Below are 22,430 nucleotides of genomic sequence, written 5' to 3' on the forward strand. Positions count from 1 at the left end.
ACCACACCGCACGCCGCTGTAGTGCCCTCTTGACCTCGAGGTATGTCGAGGTTTCAGGATGGAATTCGTCCGGCGGAAAATGGGTTGGTTCAGGGGCTGTCGGAGTGAAACCATCACTGGACGGCAAGAAGGAGAAAAGAAGTGTCGACGGGTGTGCTCGAATCGCAGGCGACAACGGTGGATCCGGCATCCCCGCAGAGGATCGAGCGCAGTTCGCTTGCCCGGTTCCTGCCGTTCGTGGCGCCGTACCGTTGGTACTTCATCGCCTCGATCGTCGTGTCGTTGATCGCAACGATGACCGGTCTCGTGATTCCGCTTGTCATTCAAGGCGTCATCGACGGCCCCATCACCGACGGCGATGTGGCAGGCGTCTGGTGGCCTGCCGCACTGGTTCTGCTGCTCGGCACGATCGACGCGGCGGGCATCTGGGTTCGCCGCTACCTGGTGTCGGCGCCCTCGAGCCAGTTCGAGATCACGGCCCGCGCACACGTGTTCCAGAAGTTGCAGCGGTTGTCCGTCTCGGCGCACGAGGGATGGGACTCGGGGCAGCTGCTGTCGCGGGCCATCGCCGACCTGTCGTCGCTACGGAGGTTCGTCGCGTTCGTCGGCCCGTTCATCATCATCAACACCGTCACTCTGGTTGTGGGCCTTGGAGTTCTGTTCGTCCAGTCGTGGCAACTCGGGCTGATCATGGCGGTGACGGCGATACCGCTGGTCATCGTCTGCACCCGATTCGAAGGGCTCTATCGCGTCGTCGCGCGTGATGCCCAGGATCAGGCGGGCGATGTCACGACCACCGTGGAGGAGTCGATTCAAGGCATCCGCGTACTGAAGGCTTTCGGCCGCAGTGCGCACCTGGGCAGGCGGTTCGTCCGCGAGGCCGCGCGGCTTCGCGGCACCGAACTCGCCAAGGTGCGCTACCTCGCGATCCTGTGGGCACTCATCGTGGGAATCCCGCCCATCGGTATCGGTTCGATGCTCGCGTTCGGAACCTATTCGATCGTGCAGGGGACCATGACGACGGGCATGCTCGTCGCGGCCATGGCCATCGTGGCGTTCCTGCTGTGGCCGATCGAGTCGTTCGGATTCCTTCTGGCCGAGCTCAACAATGCGCGCACCGCGGCGGATCGTTACTGGGAGATCATGGACACCGCCGAGACGATCCGCGAACCCGTTGCACCCGTGCCGCTTCCGAAGAACGTACGCGGGGTACTCGAATTCCGCGGCGTCGGATTCTCGTTCCCGGACACCGATGCGTCGTCGGCACTGTTGACCGGCGTCGACTTCCGGATCGAACCAGGGGAGACGGTCGCTCTCGTCGGTGTCACGGGTAGCGGTAAGACGGCGCTGACCAATTTGGTCCCGCGGCTGTTCGACGTCACGGAAGGCTCGGTGACGATCGACGGTATCGACGTCAGAACTCTGTCGCTGCTCGATCTGAGATCGATTGTCTCCGTTGCCTTCGAGGATCCGGTGCTGTTCTCGGCCAGTGTGCGCGAGAACATTTCGCTCGGCAGGCCCGACGCGTCCGAGGCCGATGTCGAGGAAGCCCTGGCGATCGCACACGCCCGGGAGTTCGTCGACACGCTCCCGTGGGGCCTCGACACCCGGATCGGGGAGCAGGGTATGAGCCTGTCGGGTGGGCAGCGTCAGCGGCTCGCGCTGGCACGCGCGGTCCTCGGCAAGCCGAGGATTCTGGTGCTCGACGACCCGCTGTCGGCGCTGGACGTCGGCACCGAAGCTCTGGTGCAAGAAGATCTACGACGCGTACTGACGCGGTCGACGACGTTGCTCGTCGCGCATCGACCGTCGACGGCCGCGCTCGCGGATCGAGTGCTTCGTCTCGAGAACGGAAGAATTGTGGAACAGGGGACGCACGAACGACTGCTGGCGACCTCGGCCGAGTACCGCCACGTGATGGGATCGATCGATGGCTGACAACAGCACCGAGCAGAAGAACTGGCGCGGTGTCGGCAACGAGGATTCCGACATCGACTCCGCAGGCAACCTGATCCTGGCCGGTCGATCGAGGCGTCTGTTGATGTCGCTGGTGCGGCCGTACAAGAAGCAGGCGCTACTGGCGCTCGCGATCATCGTCCTCGACAACATCGCGTTCGTGGCCGGACCGTTGTTCATCGCGTACGCGCTCGACGACGGAATATCGGCGGCGACCAACGGTGATTGGGGTCCGCTGGCGTGGACTGTGCTGGGCTACATCGGGTTCGGTGTTCTCGGGGCGATCACCACTTATACGTTCCTGATCGTTTCGGGCAGGTTGAGCCAGGATATTCTGTTCGACCTACGCAGGCGTGTGTTCACGCACGCGCAGCAGTTGAGCTTGTCGTTCCACGAGAAGTACACCTCCGGACGGCTGATATCCCGGCTCACCAGCGACGTCGAGTCGTTGCAGACATTGCTCGAAAGCGCATTGAACGACGCGTTGTCGGCTGTGCTGTCGATCGTGACGATCGCCGTGATCCTGGTGTACCTCGATGTGCCGCTCGCGTTGATCGTTCTGGCGGGATTCGTCCCCCTTGTCCTGGTCACACGGTGGTCGCAGAGGGCGCAACGAACCGGGTACCGACGCACGCGGGTGGCCATCGCGAAGGTCGTCGTCCACTTCGTGGAATCGATGGGCGGAATTCGGGCGGTCCAGGTCTTCCGTCGTGAGAAGAGAAACGATGCGATCCTCGAACTGGAGGACACCGAGTACCGCGATGCGACCACTGCGGCGCTGCGCGGCATGGCGAGCTACACCGGCATCGTTCGGTGGATCGGCAATGTCACGCTGGTGATCATCGTCGTGTTCGGAAGCTACCGGGTGATCAACGGCCACATGGACATCGGTGTTCTGGCGGCGTACGTGCTGTACCTGCGCCGGTTCTACGGACCGCTCGACGAACTGGCGATGGTGTTCAACGCCTACCAGTCGGCGGCTGCCGCGCTCGAGAAGATTTCGGGTGTGCTCGAGGAGGACCCGTCGGTCGAAGCGCCGGAGCATCCGGTCGCGCTGGCAACGGCGCGTGGCGTCGTCGATTTCGACGCCGTGCATTTCGCGTACAACGCCGACCGCGTGGTACTGCCCGAGTTCTCGCTGCACATTCCGGCGGGTCAGATCGTCGCGATGGTCGGCGCTACGGGTGCCGGGAAGTCCACGCTGGCAAAGCTTCTCGCGCGGTTCTACGATCCGACCGAGGGCAGTGTCAGTCTCGACGGCGTCGACTTGCGCAAAATAGGCGACGAGAACATGCGCGAGCACATCGTGATGGTGACACAGGAGTCGTTCCTGTTCTCGGGATCGATCGCGGACAACATCCGCCTCGGCCGTCCTGCGGCGACCGATGACGAGGTCGCCGCGGCAGCAGAAGCCGTCGGACTGACGGAGTTCATCGCGACGCTGCCGGACGGCATCGACACCGATGTGCGCAAGCGCGGTGGACGGCTGAGTTCGGGGCAGCGGCAACTCGTCGCGTTCGCCAGGGTGTTCCTGGCAGCGCCTGCGGTGATCGTGCTCGACGAGGCCACGTCCAGTCTCGACATCCCGAGTGAGCGGCTGGTGCAGCGTGCGCTGGAGACGATCCTGCGAGGCAGGACCGCGCTGATCATCGCGCACCGACTCTCGACGGTCGGGATCGCGGACCGTGTCCTGGTGATGGAGAACGGATCGATCGTGGAGGACGGCACACCGGCCGATCTCATCGCCGGACACGGCCAGTTCGCGGACCTGCACGAGGCGTGGGAAGACAGCCTCGTATAGCGGTGGCTCCCCCCGATTCTGCAGACACGACCGGCTGAGCCGCATTACAGTGGTTTCCGTCGTATGCCACGTTTGTCGGTGCAGGCCAGGGTCTGCGCGCACGAGTCGGCGGCGGTAGTGGGCCGGGGGCCGCCGCGACGCGAGGAACCGGCCGAGTTCTCCAGAAGCGGGGAATCATGTTCGCCTTTCTCGCCCGGACGGTCATCGCCAATCCGTGGAAGGTCATCGTCGCGTGGCTCGTGCTCGCGATCGCGGCGATCCTGCTCTCGCCCAGCCTGAGCAACTACACGACAGGTAATCAGCAGACGTTCCTGCCGAGTTCGTTCGAGTCCTCGCAGGCGCAGGCGGCGGGCAACGAGTACTTTCCGACGCTCGCCGGTGCGACCGGCAGCCTCGTCGTCACGCGTGCGGACGGGACCGCGTTGTCACCGACCGACCAGCAGACCGCGACGACGTTGGCGACGACACTGCAGAACGAGAACATTCCCGGCGTCGTCAGTGTGTCCGCGACACCGCAGTCGCTCTCGCAGGACGGCAAAGCGGTTGCGCTGCAGGTCTCGTTCGCCGGCCAACCCGGTGACGACATCGTGGACTCGGCGATCCCGATCGTCCGGGACGACGCCGAGAGTGCGTTGCAGGGAACCGGTTTGGTCAGTGGGTTGACCGGCAACGCTGCCATCGGCGTCGATACCACCGCCGCGTACGACAGGGCAGACCTGATCATCACGATCGCCACCGTCATCGTGATCCTTGCGCTGCTCGGGCTGATCTTTCGCAGCCCCATCATCGCCGTCATACCGGTTGTGGTCATCGGCGTCGTGTTACTCGTGGTCACCGCGTTGACCGCTGATGTCGCGGCGCTGTTCGGTTTCGAGGTCAGCACCACTCTGGGGTCGATCCTCGTCGTCGTGCTCTTCGGTATCGGCACCGACTACGTGGTGTTCCTGCTGTTTCGGTATCGAGAACGTCTGCGGCACGGTGAATCACCTACCGACGCACTCCATTTCGCGGTGACCGTCGTCGGGAAGGTCGTCGCGTCGTCGGCGTTGACGGTGATCGGTGCCTTCGCCGCGCTGCTCCTCGCCAAACTGGGTTCGCTCAGCACGCTGGCGCCTGGGTTGATCATCGCGGTGGCCGTCATGTTGCTGACCGCGCTGACGCTCGTGCCCGCGCTCTTCACCGTGCTCGGACGCCACCTGTTCTGGCCACTCGGGCCCGGACACGACAGCACGAGAACACCATTCGTCTCCATCGGCCGCGTCATCGCACGACGACCGGGTGTCGTCGCAGGTGTGGTCGGGGTGATTCTCGTCGTACTCGCAGTGTTCTCCTCCGGGTACACCTCGACGTACAACACCCTCGACGAACTACCGGCCAGCACGTCCTCGCAGCAGGCATTCAACACGCTCAACCAATCCTTCCCGGCGGGCGCGCTGAGTCCGACGCAGATCTACGTGACCGGCGAAGGGCCGGTGAACCAGCAGGTGCTCGGCGCCGTGGCCACCGATGTCTCGCAGGTCGACGGGGTGTCCTCGGTGGCGCCGCCGCGTATCAGTCAGGACGGTACCGCCGCCGTCATCACCGTTGTGCTACAGGATGATCCGTACTCCAACGATGCACTCGACCTCGTCGGTGGACCGGTTCGCGACGCGGCCCACAGTGCCGCCGTTCCGGGGACCGAGGTGTTGGTGGGCGGCCAGACCTCGACATTCGTGGACGTCCGTGAACAACTGCGCGCGGACACCAGGCTCGTGTTCCCGGTCGCAGCCGTGATCATCGCGGTGATACTCGCGCTGCTGCTGACCGCGGTCCTTGCCCCGCTGAATCTACTTGTGTGCGTTGCACTCACATTCGCTGCGACGCTCGGCGCCGTGGTACTGGTGTTCCTCCGGCTGCTCGATTACGACGGCATCGACTTCACGATCCCGATCGTGCTGTACCTGTTCGTGGTCGCCATCGGCACCGACTACAACATTCTCATCGCGTCCCGGCTGCGCGAGGAATTCCACAACGGACATCCGCCGCGCAGGGCGGCCGAGGAGGCCGTCGCGAACGACGCTCCCACGGTGGCCGCGTCGGGCGTGATTCTTGCGCTGACGTTCGCGTCGTTGATGCTGACCGGGTTGGCGAACCTCGCCGAACTGGGCTTCGGCGTCGCGATCGGCGTGGCGATAGCGGCCCTGCTGATGGCGCCGCTGCTGGTGCCGAGCCTGTCCGCGCTCGAGGGCCGGGCGTTCTGGTGGCCCATGCGAGCGCGGGCCCCGGTACCCACCGAATCCGTGAGCGCGGAGTAACCGTGCTGTGTCAGCCGCTCACCACGGCGCGATCGGCGGTTTGACCCACATGATCTTCTCCTCGCCGTGCATGGGCGTCGCGGACGGGTGTGCCGGGTTGTTGCGTGCCCACAGATTCTTGACGTCGAGCAGTTCCGCCGTGATGTTCCAGGTCTCCATGGTGCTCGGTGGGGAGATGTCAGCGGCGCGGGCGAGCTTGCGCCGGACGGCGTCGCTCAGGGCGAGCAGTTCGGCGCCGTCGATGCCGCGGTCCCAGACGTAGCGAGCAAGCGCCGTCGCCTTGTCCCGGCGACTCTTCGCGGCCTGATCGGAGTGTGCGAAGTCGAAGTCGCCTGAAGTCACGGTGCCCAACACTAGTAACAGTGAGGAGTGTGGAACAGAGGTGAACATGTAATCGCGGCCACGCCGTCGGCACCCGAAACGCGACGTTTCCACCGATTGCGACGGCCTCGAGCGGCCGGGCGCCCGAGATGCCGAGGCAGAAAAGTCACCACCGCTTGATCTGGCGGGTGCCTCGTCGCTTACCGTAGTCGAGTGACCACTCCAACATCGGGTGTAGAACGCGCTTCCGCCCCAGCGCCGTCGACGCAAGCCTGGCCGGCAATCCTGACGTGGCGATCGCAGGAGGCACCCCGGATGGAATCGGTCCGCGTGCAGCTCAGCGGTAACCGCATCAAGGCGGCAGGCCGGATCATCGGCGGCGCATGCTCGGAACATCCGGCGTTCAGCGCGTCGTACGACCTGGTCACCGACGAGACCGGCGTCACTCGCAGGTTGTCGCTGCGAACCTCGGTCGCCGGCGGCGAAAAGCAAGCTTCCGTCAGCCGCGACGACGAGGGCTACTGGATGATCGAGAACTCCAGCAGTCACCAGCGCTCCACCTACAACGGTGCCCTCGACGTCGATGTGGTGCTCAGCCCGTTCTTCAATACTCTTCCGATCCGCAGGCTCGGGCTCCACACCGATTCCGTGGACCTGCAGGTACCGGTCGTCTACGTCAATCTGCTCGACCTGAGCATCCAAGAAGCGAGCCTGACCTACAGCAGCGGGTCCGACGGCATCCACGTGCTCTCGCCCGTGTCGAGCTCCTCGGTGACGGTCGACTCCGACGGCTTCGTACTCGACTACCCGGGGCTTGCCGAGCGGATCTGACGGACCACGCCACCGAGCCTGCCGGCGGATCGGAACTTCTCCAGCCAGCCGTCGTCTCCTGGTTCGACCCCCGAGATGTCGAACCGCTCGTGCTCCTCGTAGAGGAGTCGCGCGCGGTGACCGGCCGTGACCAGCGTGCGCGTCGACCGCTCGTGGACGAGCTCCTCCCTGGCCCGGGTCAGCACAGCCAAGGCCTCGTCGAGTGCTTCGGTCAGCGCATCCGCATTCCCCTCGCACATCGCGCGCACGAGATCGGGCGACGACGACGCCACCCGTGTGCCGTCTCGGAACGAGCCCGCAGCAAGGCCGAGGGCGAGCGGACTGACCGCGCCGACGCCGGCGAGCGCCTCGGCCAGCAGGTGGGGTAGATGGGAGATGCGGGCAACCGCGCGATCGTGCTCGCCGCTCTCCACCGGTACGACGACGGATCCGCAGTCCAGAGCCAGTGAGGCGACCTGACGCCACACGTCCGGGTCGGCGTCGTCGTCGACACCGACGACCCATACCGCGTCCTGGAAGAGGTCGGGGTCGGCCGAGGACCAACCGGACTGATTCGTCCCTGCCATCGGATGCCCGCCGACGTAGGTCGCCGACAGCCCGTGCCGGGCCACCGCCGCGGCGACCTCCGCCTTCACGCTGACGACGTCGGTGAGTGGATTGTTCGGTGCATGTTCGGCGATGGCGTCCAGGATCGGATCGACGGCGGGCATCGGAACACCGATGACGATGAGGGCGCCCGTTTCCGCGGCGCGGTGGAGTGCGGCGATCAGATCGGTGCCGGTGTCGTACCCGGCCTCGCGCGAGCCGGCGATGGCGTCGGCCGACCTGTTGTATCCCCAGGCGGTCCGACCAGCACGAACAGCCGCGCGGAGCACCGATCCGCCGATCAATCCCAAGCCGAGCACACACACGGGAGCAGTAGTCACGTGACCAGGTTGACACACGAGTAACCGGGCCCGGGCACGGTGGACTTCATTTTGAGGGCTGACGGCGACTACCGTTGCGCGCATGGCTGCACAGCGCGGGAGCAACAACTCCGCACAGGCGAAGAAGTTCGACGCTCCCGATACGAGCGCATTCGACGACCTGGAGGGTTTCGGCGTCGCGGTCGTCCACGAGGACGGCAAGTGGAAGGTGACATCGCTCTCTCCCGAGTCGCTGGGGTCTCTGTCGGCCGCGGAGACCGAACTGCGTGAGATGCGGAGCTCGGGGGCAATTTTCGGGCTGCTCGACGTCGACGACGAGTTCTTCGTGATCCTGAGGCCTGCACCGTCGGGAACCCGGTTGCTCATCTCCGACGCCACCGCCGCGATCGACTACGACATCGCTGCCGAGGTTCTCGAGGCGTTGAACATCGAGATCCCCGATATCGATCCCGACGAGCTCGACGACATCGAACCTTGGGAGGAAGGCGATCTGTCGCTGCTGGCCGATCTGGGACTGCCTGAGCCCGTGCTGGGCATCATCGTCGCCGAGACGGATCTCTACCCCGACGAGCAGCTCGGATCCATCGCGCAACGGCTGGGGTTCCCCGACGAGCTATCGGCCGTTCTGGACAAGCTGCCTCGGTGACCGACGAGGACCTCGTTCGTGCGGCCCTCGCGGCGGCGGGTGAGGCGTCCGAACTCGATGTTCCGGTGGGTGCGGTGGTCTTCGACGCCGACGGCCGAGAGCTGGCACGCGCGGCGAACGCCCGCGAGGCGACCGGCGATCCGACGGCACACGCCGAGGTACTCGCACTGCGTGCCGCCGCTGGCGTCCACGGGGACGGGTGGCGTCTCGAGGGGTGCACGGTTGCGGTGACGCTCGAGCCCTGCACGATGTGCGCGGGTGCCCTGGTGCTGGCGCGGGTGGATCGCATCGTGTTCGGGGCGTGGGAGCCCAAGACGGGTGCGGTGGGTTCACTGTGGGACGTGGTGCGCGATCGTCGGCTGACGCATCGGCCGCACGTGCGCGGCGGGGTCCTCGAAGACGAGTGCGGGGCGGTGCTGCGCGAATATTTCGGTTCGAAACGCTCATGAAATTCTCATGTTTGGTGCCGTTACCCAGGGGTAAACATCGAATCAGGGGCGCGGCAATTGTGCTTCGAACACACTCTCAGGAGGCATTTCATGGGACTCGACGACAAGATCTCGAACAAGGCCGAGGATCTGGGCGGCAAGGCCAAGGAAGCAACCGGGGCCGCGACCGGCAACCGTGACCTCGAAGCCGAAGGCAAGGGTGATCAGGCCTCGTCCGCAGTCAAGGACGCGGGCGAGAAGATCAAGGATGCAGCTTCGACCGTCAAGGACAAGCTCACCGGACACTGATTTTTCTGCTCTGAACAGGCGATTTAGTCTCGCGCCGCCACTGCGGTACAGTTTTCCGCGGTGGCGTGTCCGAGCGGCCTAAGGAGCACGCCTCGAAAGCGTGTGACGGGTAACCCCCGTCCGAGGGTTCAAATCCCTCCGCCACCGCCAAAGCTCCCCACCTGCTCAATGCAGGTGGGGAGCTTTTTTTGCGACGTCTGCGTCGGCCCGCTACCGGGCCGACACAACCTACAACTGGTTCCACAGCAATGCGTCCCCCTTCTGCTCATCCCTCGATTCATCAGTCATCGCGGCCCTGTCGGGGTGCGAGGATGCAGCGTGGGCGATCGGGTGCGAGGCCCCGGCTTTGGTCGAGCAGCGAACCGACACCGACCCGACTGACACAACAGCCAGGGCGGCCCTACCCGCGCGAAGGCTGCCCCGGCGCCGCTGGCTCAGACCTGCTCACCACCTGAAAGGAGTGCACCCACGCCGACAACCGCGCCCAATCCTGGCTTCACTTGTCCGTCGGTCAGATGTCCGGAGTATCCCTCGGGAAGAGCTGAGTTGGGCGTTCGCAAGTGCGCTTGTCGGCGTTGGTGCTCTCACGTCGTCACGAACTCACCGATCGCGCTGGCGGTTGCCTTCGGGTCTTGGAGCATTGGCAGGTGTCCCGTCGTGATCTCTCGAGTCCACTGCGCGCCGAGTCGTTGAACAAAGCGGCGCTGGCTTCCGAGCGGAAGCTCCTTGTCATCGGTCGTCAGCAAGAAACCGCGGAGACCAGACCACTCGTGTTGGCCCGTCTGGTCCATGTAGAGGCCACGGGACTCGGGGACGAATTCGGTGACGATGCGTTCCACGTCGTCGATGTGCAAGCCTCGACCCAGCCCGCGCCTTATAGCTCTGGCCGGTGGGCGTGTGCCTGCAAGACGCATCAACGTCGGCAGCACCCATCGATTCGGAGCGGGCATCGCGGATACGAAGGAATCGGTGCCGGTGGGGATCACGGCGGAGATCGCGAGGAACGAACTCACGCGCTCTCCAAGAAGACGCGCCACTTCTGCGCCGACAACGCCGCCCGAAGAATGCGCCACGATAGCGAATCTTCCTGGTGGGGTGGCGTCTACGGCAGCTTCTACGTAGGCGTTCAAGGGAGCATCTGAGTGTGCGGAGGGCCGCGGGGCAACTGCCGATTCTGCGCCTACTCGACTGCGTACCTCGTCCCATATCCAGGTGGGAAGGCCGGCGCCGCTGAGGAACAAGATTGGGGAATGCGTGTCAGTCATGATTCCAATCGTCGGCCGGACGAGTGACACCTATGTGTCACCATTTGCCAGTGAACCGAAGTGACAGGCTGTACTCCGTCCGTGAGGAGCTGCGACGGGCGGGGCGATCGGGTCGGACAGCCGAGCGCCTCGCGGAGGTGTTCGAAGTCAGCGTCCGCACCATCAAGCGGGATATCAGCGCACTCCAACAAGCGGGATTTCCAATTTGGGCGCAGCCAGGGCATGACCGGCAACCGCAACCACTCGAGAGAGGCGAAATCGATGCCAGACATCGACGAATTCGGCCGCACCGCGCTGCATTACGCCGCAGCCGAAAACAGAATAAACGACGTGCGACAACTGCTCGCTGACGGCGCGGACGTCAACAGTCGTGACCATCAGCAGTGGACGCCCCTGATCTTCGCTGCACAGTTGGGATTCGTCGATGTTGTCACCGTCCTCCTGAACCACGGTGCCGACGTCAACGCCATCAACTCGACAGGCAGATCCGCACTCGAACGCGCCATCATGGCCCCCAAGAACGACGGGGCCAGCAACGCCATCGCTACCATCCGGGTTCTGCGCGACCGCGGTGCTGACGCCACCAGCAAGACAATCACGAGCGACTACTTCGACCCGATCAGTCCCCTGGACATTGTCCGTGACCATATCCGGAACTCAGAGGTCGCAGCAGAGTTCGCTGACCTACCGTGAGCAACTACCCAGATGTCGACGCCGAACTGGCCGAGATCAGATCCAAGGCACACAAGATTGCGCGTTCGATCGACCCGTGGAAGGTATGGGTCGTTCCGATGACCAGACGGTTACCGTTACTACCGACTCAAATCAACCCGGCGGCAATGAGTGTCCCTTCGCGCGAGAGCCTCTGTTTTCCTTCTACTTCGCAGGAGAAGCAACGCGCGGCAACGTCTGCAATTGGGCAGCCAAGCAGTTCCTCGAACCGCTCTGGGTCGTGAATGGTCAGGACGTTGTCGTTGCGTTTGGCACATTCCGTCCTCTCCCCGCGTCACGCTCCGTTCGACGACCGCGCCAGCTCGTGTCTATGTGCCCTTCTGCCACATGCACCGCGACCCGAGCCATCAGGCAGCGACCTCCTCCGGCTGAGTTCGCTGTCGAACCGACAGAAGCAGCCCGATCAGAAGGGCTAGACCGGCGGCGACAGCGGGAACGACCAACGCTCGCTGATAGTCGTGGGGTTGGGCAACGTCATGATCGCTTCCAACGAGAAGGATGGTCGCCGCTGATACCCCCAGAGCGGCACCGAATTGAAAGCCCGTGTACACGATTCCGCCGGCGACGCCGTGCTTGTTCTCGTCGACACCCTCCACGGCCGCGGCTGTAAGAGGACCGTAGATGAACGCGAACGCCACCCCCAGCAAGAGCAGCGATGGCAGCAGGTCGAGAAACCCCGAATCCGAGTCGAGTCGGAGCGTGAGAACGAACCCGACTGTGACTGCGGCCAGCCCGGTCACGACCACGGTGACGTTGCCGAATCGTTCGACTAATTTCGGTGTCAGGAACGGGGCGATGACCAACTCGATTCCCATCGCGGTGAACGCGAACCCTGTCTGGAGGGGTGTCCAATCGAGCAATTCTTGAAGGTAGAGCGTCAGCACGAACTGCCACGCAAAGAACGCACCGATGAACAGTAGTCCGATCGAGCTCGCCCACGGCAGCAGGCCTGTCGTCAGGACCCCGGTCGGAATCAGGGGGTTGGATGCTCGTTTCTCGATGACCACAAAAGTGACTGTCAAGACGGTCGCCAGACCGAAAGCTATCGGTCCCAAAGGGTTTGTGACGCTTTCGCCGAGTGTGACGATCCCGAAGACCAGGCTGACCATCGCAGCGGTGAGTGTCAGGCCACCTGCAATATCCAACTGCCTGTGTTCATGTGCCGCTTCCGCCGACCTCGGCTGATCGGGGTTGATGGACGCCCAGCCTGCGACGAAGAATGCGACGCCGAACAGCGCTGGTGCGAAGAACACCAAGCGCCAGTCCAAGGACGTGAGGAGACCTCCTGCCACCACACCGAGAAGAAACCCCGATGCGCCGATCGCTCCGTAAATCGCGAGGGCTTTGTTGCGGAGAGCACCCTCAGAGAATGTGGTCGTCAACAGACTGAACCCGGCGGGAGTCATGAAACCGGCAGTGGCGCCGGTGATGAAGCGGACCACAATCAACACCCACGAGTCCTGCGCGATGCCCCCGAGCGCCGAGAATGCTGCGAAGACGACGAGAGCTGTCAAGAAGATGCGTCGCCGTCCGAGTACGTCGGCCGCGCGTCCCCCAAGGATCATGAATCCGGCGTACGCAAGCACGTAGGTGCTGATCACCCAGTGCGCGGAGCCTGTGTCGAGGCCTATGTCGGCGGCAATGCTGGGAACTGCGACGTTGAGCATTGCGATGTCGATGCCTTCGAGGAACAGGGCACCGGTCACGACAGCAAGGACTGCCCACGCCCGTCGCGGTCGGGATAGCTTGTCGCTGACGACGGTAGCTTCGGATTCGGTCACAGCAGTCTCCTCAGTGACGAAACATGTCTTGGTTACTTCTTGTAACCGTGTTCAGGGTGGGTCATCATGAACAGATGGCACAAGAAGGCACTTCGGAGTCAGTCGGTTACACCGCAGGAAGTGACCAGGTCACAGATGAATGCTGTCGAGATGGGCGCGAGGCATTCCAGTGGGATACGCGTGAAGACTGCGAAGTGCGCCAAATCCTCGATCGAGTCGCTGACAAGTGGTCTCTTCTCGTCATAGCCCTCCTCGCCGAACGCACGTTGCGATTCGGCGAACTGGGCCGTGAGATCGACGGGATCAGCACGAGGATGTTGACTGTCACACTCCGCAACCTCGAGCGTGATGGGCTGATCGACCGCCGCGTGTATCCGGAGATCCCACCTCGCGTGGAATATCGGTTGACCGACCTCGGCCGCACGCTGCTGGGAACCATTCAGGCTCTCGTCGGCTGGACCGAGAAGCATCAGGTCCAGATCGCCCGCGCGCGTCAGTCTTTCGACAACGCGGCGACCGCATCACAGCTCATCTGACCTCGTTCGTGGTCATGCAACGACAACTTTCCGGCCGGTGTCCGACTTGCAGACCCCGGAGGATGTTCACATCGCCTCGGCGACCCACATCTACGACGTCAGCGATGTCGAGTAGCTACAACTGTGCACGCGACTCAGTGCGTCGGGCATGTCGATCGCCACGCCGCGGCGCTTCGCCGAACTCGTGAGGACCGGCCCGGGAAATGAACGCCAACGTCCAAGCCTGCTGCAAGAACATGAAGGCGTGGTTCGCGCCGATATTGCTGCGCTGCAGGAGAATCTGACGACTATTCAAGAAAATCTGACGACTATTCAAGAATAGGTGGCGGCAGACAGGTGAGGACCTCCGGTACTGGTGTGGTCACCACAACTGCACCGACAGTCAAGAGGCCCTCATGTCCCACGCTAATGCCTTCCTCACCCCGAAGGGGCGAGCGAAACTGCAAGAGTCGATCGTCGACCACGGCTGGTCCATCCGCCGCGCCGCCGAACGCTCCCGAGTTTCGCCGACCACGGCCAAGAAATGGGCCGACCGATACCGCACCGGCGGGCAGGCAGCGATGGCCGACCGCTCGGGGTGGGGATTTCTGTTTCGGGGAGGTACCGTCCGGACCAGTGAACCTCCGACTGAGAGATCCGGCTGACTTACCCGAGTGCGTGGCGGCGTTGCGGGAAGTCCACGACGCGGACGGCTACCCGAATGTGTGGCCGAACGACGCAGAGGATTGGTTACAACCGCCAGGAACGGCGCACGCAATCGTGGCGGAATTCGACGGGCGGATCGTCGGTCATGCTGTGGTGGTCGAACGCGACCACGTGCGGTGGGTGTCGAGGTTGTTCGTCCTGCCCGGCGCCCGCGGACTGCGGGTCGGCGAGGCACTGCTCGCCGAGGCTCGACGCATAGGCGCGAACATGCTCGACGTCGTCGAACAGTCCGATGCTGCCATTGCACTGTATGAACGCACTGGTTGGACGCTGGTGTACGCAAGGCAGGCAGACTGGGTCATGGCCGACGGTTCCCGCCCGATCGAGCGGATCTATGCATGGGATCCCGCCGATAATTAGGATACCCTGCCCTCATGAGCAAAGGTGTTGATGGCATCATCATGAAGGCGTGGCGGGCGGAGAACTACACCCTGACCGTCACATCTACCGAACCCGTCACCGACAAGTACGTCCGCATCGGATTCACCGGCGACGGCTTGCTGGCTGAACATCCGGTGCACCCGACGCAGTGGATACGGCTGTGGTTCGACGACGGCACGGGCCGCGAGCGTCAACGCGGCTATTCGCTCGTCCACCAGGACCCGGCGGACGATACTTTCGCCATCGAATTCGCACTCCACTATGGGCCTGCGTCGAAGTGGGCGGAGAATGCCAAGCCCGGCGATGTCATCGAGGCCAGTCTGATGGCCAAGGGCGTCGGCTCGTCCAATTTCGCCATCCCCGAACCGACGCCGTCCGAGCTGCTGATCTTCGGTGACACGGCTTCGCTTCCGGCGATCAACTCGATTCTGGACGCCATCGGGGGCACTCCGGCGAAGGTGTGGCTCGAGTGGCAGTACGAGTCCGACAGGACGCTGCCGGTGCATGCCGGTGCCGCAACGGAGGTGACGTGGCTGCAGCGCGTCGACGACGGTCGCCTCATGCGGGAGCAGGCCGAGAAGCTCACTCCCGCATCCGGGGCCTTCGCGTGGGTCGCGTGCGACGGGCGAACCACGCGCGCGATTGTCAAAACCCTCAGGGCAACTCACGGTTTGGACAAGGGGTCGATCAAATCCCAGGCGTACTGGAAGTGATCCCTACCGCTTGAATGGTTCATTCATGTTGTCTGACAACATGAATGAACCATTCAAGCGATGCAATCGGAAAATCGGGTGGCGTCGAGGCTCGCAGAGAGCTACTCTGCCTAGAGTGGCTAGGAAATAGCCTACTAACCCTAGCCAGGAGAAGAGATGGCACGCGCCGGGCTGAATGTCGCCCGCCTGACCGAGGCGGCGGCAGACATGGCCGACGAGATCGGCTTCGAGAACGTGACCGTGCTGGCGCTTGCCCGCTCGTTCGGCGTCAAGGATGCGAGTCTGTATTCGCACATCAAGAACCTGCGGGATCTTCGGCAGAAGGTTGCCGTTGCGTCACTGTCCGAACTCGCCGACCGGGTTTCCGACGCGTTGGCCGGGCGTGCGGGCAAGGATGCGCTCGTGGCGTTCGCGGGCGCGTACCGCGACTATGCACGCGAGCACCCTGGCCGGTACCGGTCGACGCAGTTCGAGCTCGACGTCGACGCCGAGGCGCTGACTGCGGGTCGACGCCACTCGGCGATGTCGCGAGCGATTCTGCGCGCGTACGGGCTCACCGAACCCGACGAAACCGATGCAGTTCGATTGCTGGGCAGCACGTTTCACGGGTTCATCGCATTGGAGGCGTCCGGAGGGTTCGGGCACAGCAGTCCACCGCGGGAGACGGAGGAATCCTGGGTGCGCGTGCTCGATGTGCTGCACCATGCCCTCACGAACTGGCCTGGCACGAGCTGAGGAGAAGAAGAATGGAACCGATAACGGAGAACGAGATCAGAGCGTCGTTCGTCAACTGCTCCAAGGGGGATGCGAAGCGACTGAACGTTCCGCGCACCCTTGCCGACACGTCGTGGGACGAACTGGATTTCCTTGGATGGACCGACCCGTCGTACGCGGGCAGGGCATACCTCGTGGTGCCGCGACCGGACGGCCCTGTCGGAATCGCGGTGCGGTACGAGACCGGCGGATCGGATCGCGCCCAGATGTGTACGATCTGCATGACGATGCATTCACGCGGGAACGTGTCGCTGATGACGGCGCGCAAGGTCGGTGAATCCGGACGGAAGGGCAACACCGTCGGCACGTACATGTGCACCGATCTCGCGTGCCCGCTCTACGCGCGCGGGAAGAAGACGCCTGCGCTCGGGAACCGCTACCGGGAGAGTCTCACGCCGGACGAGCGCGTCGAGCGACTGCAGAAGAATGTCGACGCGTTCGTCGACCGGCTCTACACCTGATCGTCGCTGCGTCTTTCGAGGATCAGCAGCTTCCGCCACCTGCAGCGTCGAGTCCTCGCAGAATGGTCTGCTGGTCCTCGGTGGACAGGGTCGGCCAACTTGCATTCGCCTGCATCTGGGCGGCCATCCCGGCGACCGACTCCTGACGCGTCGCTGCTCCCGACGCTGCCAAGGCATCGATGACGGCAACGAACCGGTTGCAGGTCTCGGCGTAGAGTTCCTCGCCGTGCGGCATGTCCGCCCCCGGCTCCGGTAGACCGAGTTCTGCTCCTGGCTCGGTCGGCAGCTCGGGAACCACCAACGGCGGAGTCCGCGCTGCCGCCGATTCGGCCGTGTTCGACGCGGAGGCAGGCTCGGGAGGCCGGGCCGCGGTGGCCACCGACTGCGGCGTCGCCGGTGCCGGTGCCGCGGTGGGTGCAGTTGTCGCCGCGGACACGGCGGCCTCGGGCGTCTGCTGCGATGTCTCGCCTGCGGTGTTCGACGAGTCCGTGCCGCATCCGCCGAGGACCAGTACGGCGAACGCTGCTGCCAAGACGATCCGCTTCATGCGCCCTGTGTACCAGAGTGGGCGCCGGCTCAGTCGAGAGTTGCCGCATGTTCGGCGATCGTGTTCACGGTCGTCGACCAGGCAATGGACTCCGGATCGACGAAGTCGCCGTGCCCGACGCCCGGCAGAATGGTCAACTCGGCTTGGTCGCCTGCAGCTCGTGCCGCCTCGACGTACGCCGTGCTCTGGTTGACCGACACCGTCTTGTCGGCGTCCCCATGAATCGCGCTCACCTCGGTGCCGATCGGCAGATGGTCGATCGGTGACGCGATGCGATACCTGTCGGGAACCGCGTCGGGCATTCCACCGAGAAAGGCGGGTACGAGCTTGTCGCCGCCGATGTTCGCGGCACGGGCCATGTCGAACACGCCTGCCATGATGGTTGCGCTGCGCGGCACGATCTTCGGCTGAGCGCCCGGTGCGGACGCGGGCAGTGTGTGACGCCCGGCCAGCCATGCGGCGAGCTGGCCGCCGGCGGAATGCCCGGCGACGTGTACTCGGTCGAGGTCGAGGCGGCCTCCCGCGGCCTCCTGGACGGTCGTCGCCACTGCTTCGGTGGCGTTGTCGACGTCGGCGAGCGTGTCGATCCAGTTCCCTGTACCCCGCCGATATTCGATGTTCCACACCGCGATTCCGCGGTCCGCTACCGTCTGCGAGAGGCGGGCGAAATACGTCATGTCGTACTTCTGCTGCCATCCGCCGCCGTGGATCATCACCACGACCGGAATCGAATCGACCCCGTTGTCCGGTAGATAGAGGTCGCCGACGTTGTCACTGTTCGGGCCGTACTTCAGCCGGAGCGGTGATTCCGACGGTGCCGGGACCAACGCCGGTATCGATGCAGGCGACGACGTCGCGGACGGGGGAGCGCCGGTGTGCGTCGGCGCGGAACAGCCGGTGAGTAGAGCGACGGTGATCAGGGTGATCAAGGCCTGCCGCAGCGTCACCGATCGCCGCCTGTCCATGCGAGTAATCGATCGACGGGCCAGGTGTTGATCACTCGCTCGGCGGGCACGCCGCGGTCCTCGGCCCGAACACATCCGTAGCCCTGCCAGTCCAGCTGACCGGGTGCATGGGCGTCGGTGTCGATGGAGAACAGGCATCCACGCTCGAGCGCGATGTCGATGAGCCGTTCGGGTGGGTCCTGCCGTTCGGGGCGCGCGTTGATCTCGACGGCCGTGCCGTACTGCATGCAGCCTTCGAATACGACGTCGGCGTCGAACGTCGACTCGGGACGTGTGCCGCGTCCACCCTCGACGAGTCGGCCGGTGCAGTGGCCGAGGACGTCGACGTGGGGGTTGGCGATGGCGTTCACCATCCTCCGAGTCATGGTGTCCGAATCGGCGCGAAGGTGCGAATGAACGCTCGCGACAACGACATCCAGCTCCGCCAGCAAGCCTTCGTCCTGATCGAGGCTGCCGTCGTCGAGGATGTCGACCTCGATGCCCGTCAGAATCCGGAAGGGTGCGAGCTGCTCGTTGAGTTCGGCGACGACGTCGAGTTGGCTACGCAACCGGCTCGCGGTCAACCCGTTGGCGACGGTGAGCCGAGGGGAGTGGTCGGTGAGCGCGCAGTACTCGTGCCCGAGATTCTTGGCCGCCCGCATCATCTCGTCGATGGGACTGCCGCCGTCGGACCAGTTGGAGTGCGTGTGCAGGTCGCCTTTGAGAGCAGCGCGCAGTTCGTTCTCACCGATCGGCTGGGCCTCGGCTCGCTTCTCGGCGAGGTACTCGGGGACATCGCCTGCCGTCGCCTGCCGAATGATCAGAGACGTCTTCGCCCCGATGCCGGGAAGCGCCGCCCACGAATCCGTCCGTGCTCGCTCTGCACGTGCTGTGGCGCCGAGTGATTCGACGACGTCGGCGGCGCGTCTGTATGCCTTCACCCGATGTGTGTCGGCACGGGAACGCTCGAGCCAGTATGCGATCTCGCGGAGGGCTTCGATCGGGTCCATGTTTCTATTGTCCAGGAACGGGCTTCGGGTCGACCATTCCGGTGTTGGGCTGCCAGTCGTACACCACGTAGGTGCGTAGGAGGATGTCCTGCAATGATCGTCGGCGTCTGTCCACCGCCACCCACAGCAGCCCGAAACCGAACAGGACACACAGGAATGCGCGCAGCGCGGCCACCGGCCACCTGAGCAGTCCGTGCCGCGGCGTGACCAGCCGAACTCCCATCGTGATCGCACCGACCGTGCGTCCCGTCGTTGCCCAGCACAGCGTGAGATAACCGATCGAGATCGACACGAATGCCGTGATCGACAGAAATATCGCCGGGGACCGGAAGGTGAACGACTGTGGATCGAACAGCAGCTGCACGAAGATCGAACCGATGTAGACCGAACCCATCAGCAGCCCGACCACTCCGAGATCGATCACCGCAGCCGCTCCGCGAGTGACGATTCCTGCGGTGCGCATGTCCTCGACGCGCGGGTGGATCATGTGCTCGCCTGGTTCGCCGGCCCGGCATCGCGGCCGACCTCGCGGCCGAACAGCCTGCCGACGAACTGCGAGACAGCGGCGTCGGCCTGCATTCCCTGGCTGCGGACACCCCGGACCGCCTCCGCGGACAGCGATCCCGTCGACTCGCGGATGATGTCCGGTAGGTCGACGCCGTCGATGACGAAATTGGCCAGCGCGATCAAGTCGACTCGTGCAATTGCACCGTCGAGGTCGACTCGCGCGACGGCTCTGTCGAGGTCGACTCGCGCAACGGCTCTGTCGAGGTCCACGCGCGCGACCTGACGGTCGAGGTCGACGGTGTCGACGACGGCGTCGAGGTCGACGCGTCGGACTGCTGCATCCAGATCGACTCGTGCGACGGCCTTGTCGAGGTCGACTCCTTCGATGATGGAGTCGATGTCGACGTTCTCGCGGATCAGACGCGTCAGGTCGATCTCGTCGAGCGCTGCCGCCACGATCTTGACGATGGTCGCCCGCAACACGGCATCGGCCAACAGGGTGGCTGCGGCGATCGCGCGCTCGCCGCGACCGGACACGGTCCGAACGGTGTCTCCGATCATCGGCAGCCGAGTGAGTCCGCGAACGGCACCGCGAACGACGCTGCGTGCGGCACCTGTCGCGGTCACCGCGGTTCCCACGGCCAGCGGCACGAGATGTACTTCGTTCGACACCGTTGCTCACCGCCTCTCCGAGTCAGTAGATCATCCCAGTTCACGGGCGGGTGCGGGAACATTCTCACGCTGTAGCCACAGCCTATTCGGACAAATCTCTCAGGAAGTTGACAGGTCGAGAAACCCCATCGGGGTTGAAGGTGCAACTAGCATTGGCCGCTATGACAAAGAAATGGTGGATCGTAGGGGCAGTGGTCGTCGTGATCGTGGCACTCGGCCTGACGGTGGGTCCGTGGGCGTACGGAAAGTTCTTCGCCGAGGACGACGCACCCGCGGCGACGGTGTCGACGTCCGGTGCTGTGGCAGCGACGACGGACGACCTCGACGGAACCTGGACCATCGTCCCCGGCGACGCGTCGAACACGACTGCGGCCGGATACACCGTCGAGGAGGTCCTGAACGGAGCCGATGTCACCGTCGTCGGATCGACGACCGAGGTCAGTGGTGATGTGACCATCGCCGACAACTCGTTGACCGCGGGTGAGGTGACGGTCCAGACCGGATCGATCACCACCGACAGTGACCGGCGGGACAGCCAGTTCCGCGGCAACATCTTCGACACCGCCACTCATCCGACCGCGACGTTCACGTTCGATTCGCCCGTCGATCTGTCCTCGATCCCGAAGGACGGCACGACCACGACGGTCACCGTCGACGGAACGCTGACGTTGAAGGATCAGGCCAAGAAGGTCTCCGTCGAGATGGAGGTGCTGCAGTCCGGTGACGCGCTCATCGCGTCGGGAAGCATTCCGACGACGTGGACCGACTACGGAATCGAGCCACCGTCACTGGGATTCGTCACCGTCGAAGGTTCGGGATCGGTCGACTTCCTGATCAACCTGAACTCGAACTAGTTCGGATCGTTTTCGGCTCGCTCGGCGTCCACCCCGGCGGGCCGAGAACGAACCCCAATCGTTCACGCCACGACCGCGATGCCGCTACATCCCTTGCGATGGAGCGGTATTCGTGTGTCTGGAGTGTCCAGATGTTGTACGTGTCCACCGGCTTGGTCAAACCGTAGTGCGGCCGGGCGAGTTCGTCGGCGTAACTTCCGAAGAGGCGATCCCAGACGATGAAGATTCCGCCGTAGTTCTTGTCCAGGTATTCGGGGTCGCGGCCGTGGTGAACGCGATGGTGCGATGGAGTGTTGAACACGAATTCGATCGGACGCGGGAGCTTGTCGATGCGTTCGGTGTGTACCCAGAATTGGTAGACCAGATTGACCCCGAAGCCGGCGAACACCATCCACGGCGGAATTCCCAACAGGGGCAACGGAAGCCACATGACCACCTCGCCGCTGTTGTTCCATTTCTGGCGAAGTGCGGTACTGAAATTGAAGTACTCGCTGGAATGGTGAGCTTGGTGTGTCGCCCAGATGACCCGTGTTCGGTGGGCGATCCGATGGTAGGTGTAGAACAGCACGTCGACCCCGACGATCAGAATCACCCAGGTGTACCAGGCATCGGCAGGCAGGTGCCATGGCGCGACGTAGGCGTACAGCGCCGCGTAGCCGAAGAGGGCGAGCGTCTTCCATACCGTGGTCGTCGCGATGGAGACCAAGCCCATTCCCACGCTGGCACGGGCGTCGGCGCCCTGATAGCTGCCGCGTTCACCCTCTTCGAGTTTGGCTGCGGCGAACCATTCGATGGCCAGAAGGGCGACGAACGCGGGAATGGCGAGCGCCACGGGGTCGCGAAGAGGCTCGGGCAGTGAGTTCCAGGCAGAACCGACCCACTCGAACATCCGACCGCTCCTTTGCGTGACACTTTCATGCTCAGTGTAACGCAGAGGATGTGACAGTGGCCATAGCTGGGTACGCGTGGGTGCGACGAGAGATCAGGAGATTGGCCTATTTCCTATTCGAATGGTAGGAATTAGGGACGGCCACCG

Annotated in this window: 26 protein-coding genes, 1 tRNA gene and 1 pseudogene; 18 read left to right on the plus strand and 10 right to left on the minus strand. The window is 64.1% G+C overall.

Going from position 1 to position 22,430, the window contains the following annotated elements:
* Positions 1 to 141: 141 nt before the first annotated feature.
* The 3 genes from RY1_RS06825 (at position 142) to RY1_RS06835 (ending at position 6,051) form a co-directional block, all read left to right on the plus strand.
* Positions 142 to 1,938: an ABC transporter ATP-binding protein gene (locus RY1_RS06825; RefSeq protein WP_072802796.1), complete on the plus strand. Its 1,797-nt coding sequence runs from the start codon at positions 142 to 144 to the stop codon at positions 1,936 to 1,938.
* Positions 1,931 to 3,757 carry an ABC transporter ATP-binding protein gene (locus RY1_RS06830; RefSeq protein WP_072802797.1) on the plus strand — a complete coding sequence of 609 codons (1,827 nt, stop codon included), beginning with the start codon at positions 1,931 to 1,933 and terminating at the stop codon, positions 3,755 to 3,757. Before RY1_RS06825 ends, RY1_RS06830 begins: the two co-directional genes overlap by 8 nt.
* A gap of 176 nt (positions 3,758 to 3,933) precedes the next feature.
* The gene (locus RY1_RS06835) at positions 3,934 to 6,051 is read left to right on the plus strand and encodes an MMPL family transporter (protein ID WP_245819524.1); all 2,118 of its coding nucleotides are present in this window, start codon (positions 3,934 to 3,936) and stop codon (positions 6,049 to 6,051) included.
* A gap of 18 nt (positions 6,052 to 6,069) precedes the next feature.
* On the opposite strand, the gene RY1_RS06840 is transcribed toward RY1_RS06835, so the two are convergent.
* Positions 6,070 to 6,441, minus strand: coding sequence for a hypothetical protein (locus RY1_RS06840; protein ID WP_072802799.1), 372 nt, complete (start codon positions 6,439 to 6,441; stop codon positions 6,070 to 6,072).
* Positions 6,442 to 6,687: 246 nt separating this feature from the next.
* Here RY1_RS06840 and RY1_RS06845 point away from each other — a divergent pair, with 246 nt between their 5' ends.
* On the plus strand, positions 6,688 to 7,203 hold the full coding sequence (locus tag RY1_RS06845) for a putative glycolipid-binding domain-containing protein (RefSeq protein ID WP_245819542.1): 516 nt from the start codon (positions 6,688 to 6,690) through the stop codon (positions 7,201 to 7,203).
* Here the strand turns inward: RY1_RS06845 and RY1_RS06850 are convergent.
* Positions 7,176 to 8,147 carry a prephenate dehydrogenase gene (locus RY1_RS06850; RefSeq protein WP_072802801.1) on the minus strand — a complete coding sequence of 324 codons (972 nt, stop codon included), beginning with the start codon at positions 8,145 to 8,147 and terminating at the stop codon, positions 7,176 to 7,178. The two genes, RY1_RS06845 and RY1_RS06850, sit on opposite strands and share 28 nt — an antisense overlap.
* A gap of 64 nt (positions 8,148 to 8,211) precedes the next feature.
* Between RY1_RS06850 and RY1_RS06855 the strand changes: the two genes are divergently transcribed.
* The 4 genes from RY1_RS06855 (at position 8,212) to RY1_RS06870 (ending at position 9,662) form a co-directional block, all read left to right on the plus strand.
* The gene (locus RY1_RS06855) at positions 8,212 to 8,775 is read left to right on the plus strand and encodes a tRNA adenosine deaminase-associated protein (protein WP_072802802.1); all 564 of its coding nucleotides are present in this window, start codon (positions 8,212 to 8,214) and stop codon (positions 8,773 to 8,775) included.
* Positions 8,772 to 9,224 (plus strand): nucleoside deaminase, encoded by a 453-nt coding sequence (locus RY1_RS06860; protein WP_072802803.1) that lies wholly within the window; start codon positions 8,772 to 8,774, stop codon positions 9,222 to 9,224. The genes RY1_RS06855 and RY1_RS06860 overlap by 4 nt, the downstream gene beginning before the upstream one ends.
* Positions 9,225 to 9,314: 90 nt before the next feature.
* On the plus strand, positions 9,315 to 9,512 hold the full coding sequence (locus RY1_RS06865; protein ID WP_072802804.1) for a CsbD family protein: 198 nt from the start codon (positions 9,315 to 9,317) through the stop codon (positions 9,510 to 9,512).
* 59 nt (positions 9,513 to 9,571) lie between these two features.
* A tRNA-Ser gene (locus RY1_RS06870) sits at positions 9,572 to 9,662 on the plus strand.
* Positions 9,663 to 10,096: 434 nt separating this feature from the next.
* Here the strand turns inward: RY1_RS06870 and RY1_RS06875 are convergent.
* On the minus strand, positions 10,097 to 10,777 hold the full coding sequence (locus RY1_RS06875; RefSeq protein ID WP_139279748.1) for an alpha/beta fold hydrolase: 681 nt from the start codon (positions 10,775 to 10,777) through the stop codon (positions 10,097 to 10,099).
* A 32-nt stretch (positions 10,778 to 10,809) separates the two neighbouring features.
* Between RY1_RS06875 and RY1_RS30340 the strand changes: the two genes are divergently transcribed.
* Together RY1_RS30340 and RY1_RS06885 are read left to right on the plus strand one after the other, a co-directional pair.
* Entirely contained in the window at positions 10,810 to 11,127 is a 318-nt protein-coding gene (locus RY1_RS30340; RefSeq protein WP_245819526.1) for an HTH domain-containing protein, read from the plus strand.
* Positions 11,039 to 11,470, plus strand: coding sequence for an ankyrin repeat domain-containing protein (locus RY1_RS06885; RefSeq protein ID WP_072802806.1), 432 nt, complete (start codon positions 11,039 to 11,041; stop codon positions 11,468 to 11,470). Before RY1_RS30340 ends, RY1_RS06885 begins: the two co-directional genes overlap by 89 nt.
* Positions 11,471 to 11,856: 386 nt before the next feature.
* Here the strand turns inward: RY1_RS06885 and RY1_RS06890 are convergent, their stop codons facing one another.
* Positions 11,857 to 13,290 (minus strand): MFS transporter, encoded by a 1,434-nt coding sequence (locus tag RY1_RS06890; RefSeq protein ID WP_072802807.1) that lies wholly within the window; start codon positions 13,288 to 13,290, stop codon positions 11,857 to 11,859.
* 194 nt (positions 13,291 to 13,484) lie between these two features.
* On the opposite strand from RY1_RS06890, the gene RY1_RS06895 reads away from it, so the two are divergent.
* From RY1_RS06895 to RY1_RS06920, 7 genes and pseudogenes are all read left to right on the plus strand, one after another.
* The gene (locus RY1_RS06895) at positions 13,485 to 13,826 is read left to right on the plus strand and encodes a winged helix-turn-helix transcriptional regulator (RefSeq protein ID WP_245819527.1); all 342 of its coding nucleotides are present in this window, start codon (positions 13,485 to 13,487) and stop codon (positions 13,824 to 13,826) included.
* Positions 13,827 to 13,974: 148 nt separating this feature from the next.
* Positions 13,975 to 14,148, plus strand: a complete 174-nt coding sequence (locus tag RY1_RS29905) for a MerR family transcriptional regulator (RefSeq protein WP_156376379.1) — start codon at positions 13,975 to 13,977, stop codon at positions 14,146 to 14,148.
* Positions 14,149 to 14,221: 73 nt separating this feature from the next.
* Positions 14,222 to 14,401: pseudogene (locus tag RY1_RS06900) on the plus strand (helix-turn-helix domain-containing protein); the annotation flags it as partial.
* Between the two features lie 40 nt (positions 14,402 to 14,441).
* Positions 14,442 to 14,891 (plus strand): GNAT family N-acetyltransferase, encoded by a 450-nt coding sequence (locus tag RY1_RS06905; protein WP_072802810.1) that lies wholly within the window; start codon positions 14,442 to 14,444, stop codon positions 14,889 to 14,891.
* A gap of 14 nt (positions 14,892 to 14,905) precedes the next feature.
* Positions 14,906 to 15,625, plus strand: a complete 720-nt coding sequence (locus tag RY1_RS06910; RefSeq protein ID WP_072802811.1) for a siderophore-interacting protein — start codon at positions 14,906 to 14,908, stop codon at positions 15,623 to 15,625.
* A 156-nt stretch (positions 15,626 to 15,781) separates the two neighbouring features.
* A complete protein-coding gene (locus RY1_RS06915) occupies positions 15,782 to 16,360 on the plus strand; it encodes a TetR/AcrR family transcriptional regulator (protein WP_072802812.1) in 579 nt (192 codons plus the stop codon).
* Positions 16,361 to 16,371: 11 nt separating this feature from the next.
* Positions 16,372 to 16,860 (plus strand): FBP domain-containing protein, encoded by a 489-nt coding sequence (locus tag RY1_RS06920; protein ID WP_072802813.1) that lies wholly within the window; start codon positions 16,372 to 16,374, stop codon positions 16,858 to 16,860.
* A gap of 22 nt (positions 16,861 to 16,882) precedes the next feature.
* Here the strand turns inward: RY1_RS06920 and RY1_RS06925 are convergent, their stop codons facing one another.
* From RY1_RS06925 to RY1_RS06945, 5 genes are read right to left on the minus strand one after another with little or no spacing between them, the layout of a single operon-like run.
* Positions 16,883 to 17,407, minus strand: a complete 525-nt coding sequence (locus RY1_RS06925) for a hypothetical protein (protein WP_072802814.1) — start codon at positions 17,405 to 17,407, stop codon at positions 16,883 to 16,885.
* Positions 17,408 to 17,436: 29 nt separating this feature from the next.
* The gene (locus RY1_RS06930; protein WP_072802815.1) at positions 17,437 to 18,372 is read right to left on the minus strand and encodes an alpha/beta hydrolase family protein; all 936 of its coding nucleotides are present in this window, start codon (positions 18,370 to 18,372) and stop codon (positions 17,437 to 17,439) included.
* Positions 18,351 to 19,361, minus strand: coding sequence for a PHP domain-containing protein (locus RY1_RS06935; protein ID WP_072802816.1), 1,011 nt, complete (start codon positions 19,359 to 19,361; stop codon positions 18,351 to 18,353). Before RY1_RS06935 ends, RY1_RS06930 begins: the two co-directional genes overlap by 22 nt.
* 4 nt (positions 19,362 to 19,365) lie before the next feature.
* Positions 19,366 to 19,848 carry an RDD family protein gene (locus RY1_RS06940; RefSeq protein ID WP_072802817.1) on the minus strand — a complete coding sequence of 161 codons (483 nt, stop codon included), beginning with the start codon at positions 19,846 to 19,848 and terminating at the stop codon, positions 19,366 to 19,368.
* Entirely contained in the window at positions 19,845 to 20,540 is a 696-nt protein-coding gene (locus RY1_RS06945; protein WP_072802818.1) for a hypothetical protein, read from the minus strand. Before RY1_RS06945 ends, RY1_RS06940 begins: the two co-directional genes overlap by 4 nt.
* Positions 20,541 to 20,701: 161 nt before the next feature.
* Between RY1_RS06945 and RY1_RS06950 the strand changes: the two genes are divergently transcribed.
* A complete protein-coding gene (locus RY1_RS06950; RefSeq protein WP_072802819.1) occupies positions 20,702 to 21,394 on the plus strand; it encodes a YceI family protein in 693 nt (230 codons plus the stop codon).
* Here RY1_RS06950 and RY1_RS06955 read toward each other — a convergent pair.
* Positions 21,375 to 22,283 carry a sterol desaturase family protein gene (locus tag RY1_RS06955; RefSeq protein ID WP_072802820.1) on the minus strand — a complete coding sequence of 303 codons (909 nt, stop codon included), beginning with the start codon at positions 22,281 to 22,283 and terminating at the stop codon, positions 21,375 to 21,377. The genes RY1_RS06950 and RY1_RS06955 overlap by 20 nt on opposite strands.
* Positions 22,284 to 22,430 lie beyond the last annotated feature (147 nt).

Source organism: Rhodococcus yunnanensis NBRC 103083 (assembly GCF_001895005.1).
In the GTDB taxonomy this organism is placed as follows: domain Bacteria; phylum Actinomycetota; class Actinomycetes; order Mycobacteriales; family Mycobacteriaceae; genus Rhodococcoides; species Rhodococcoides yunnanense.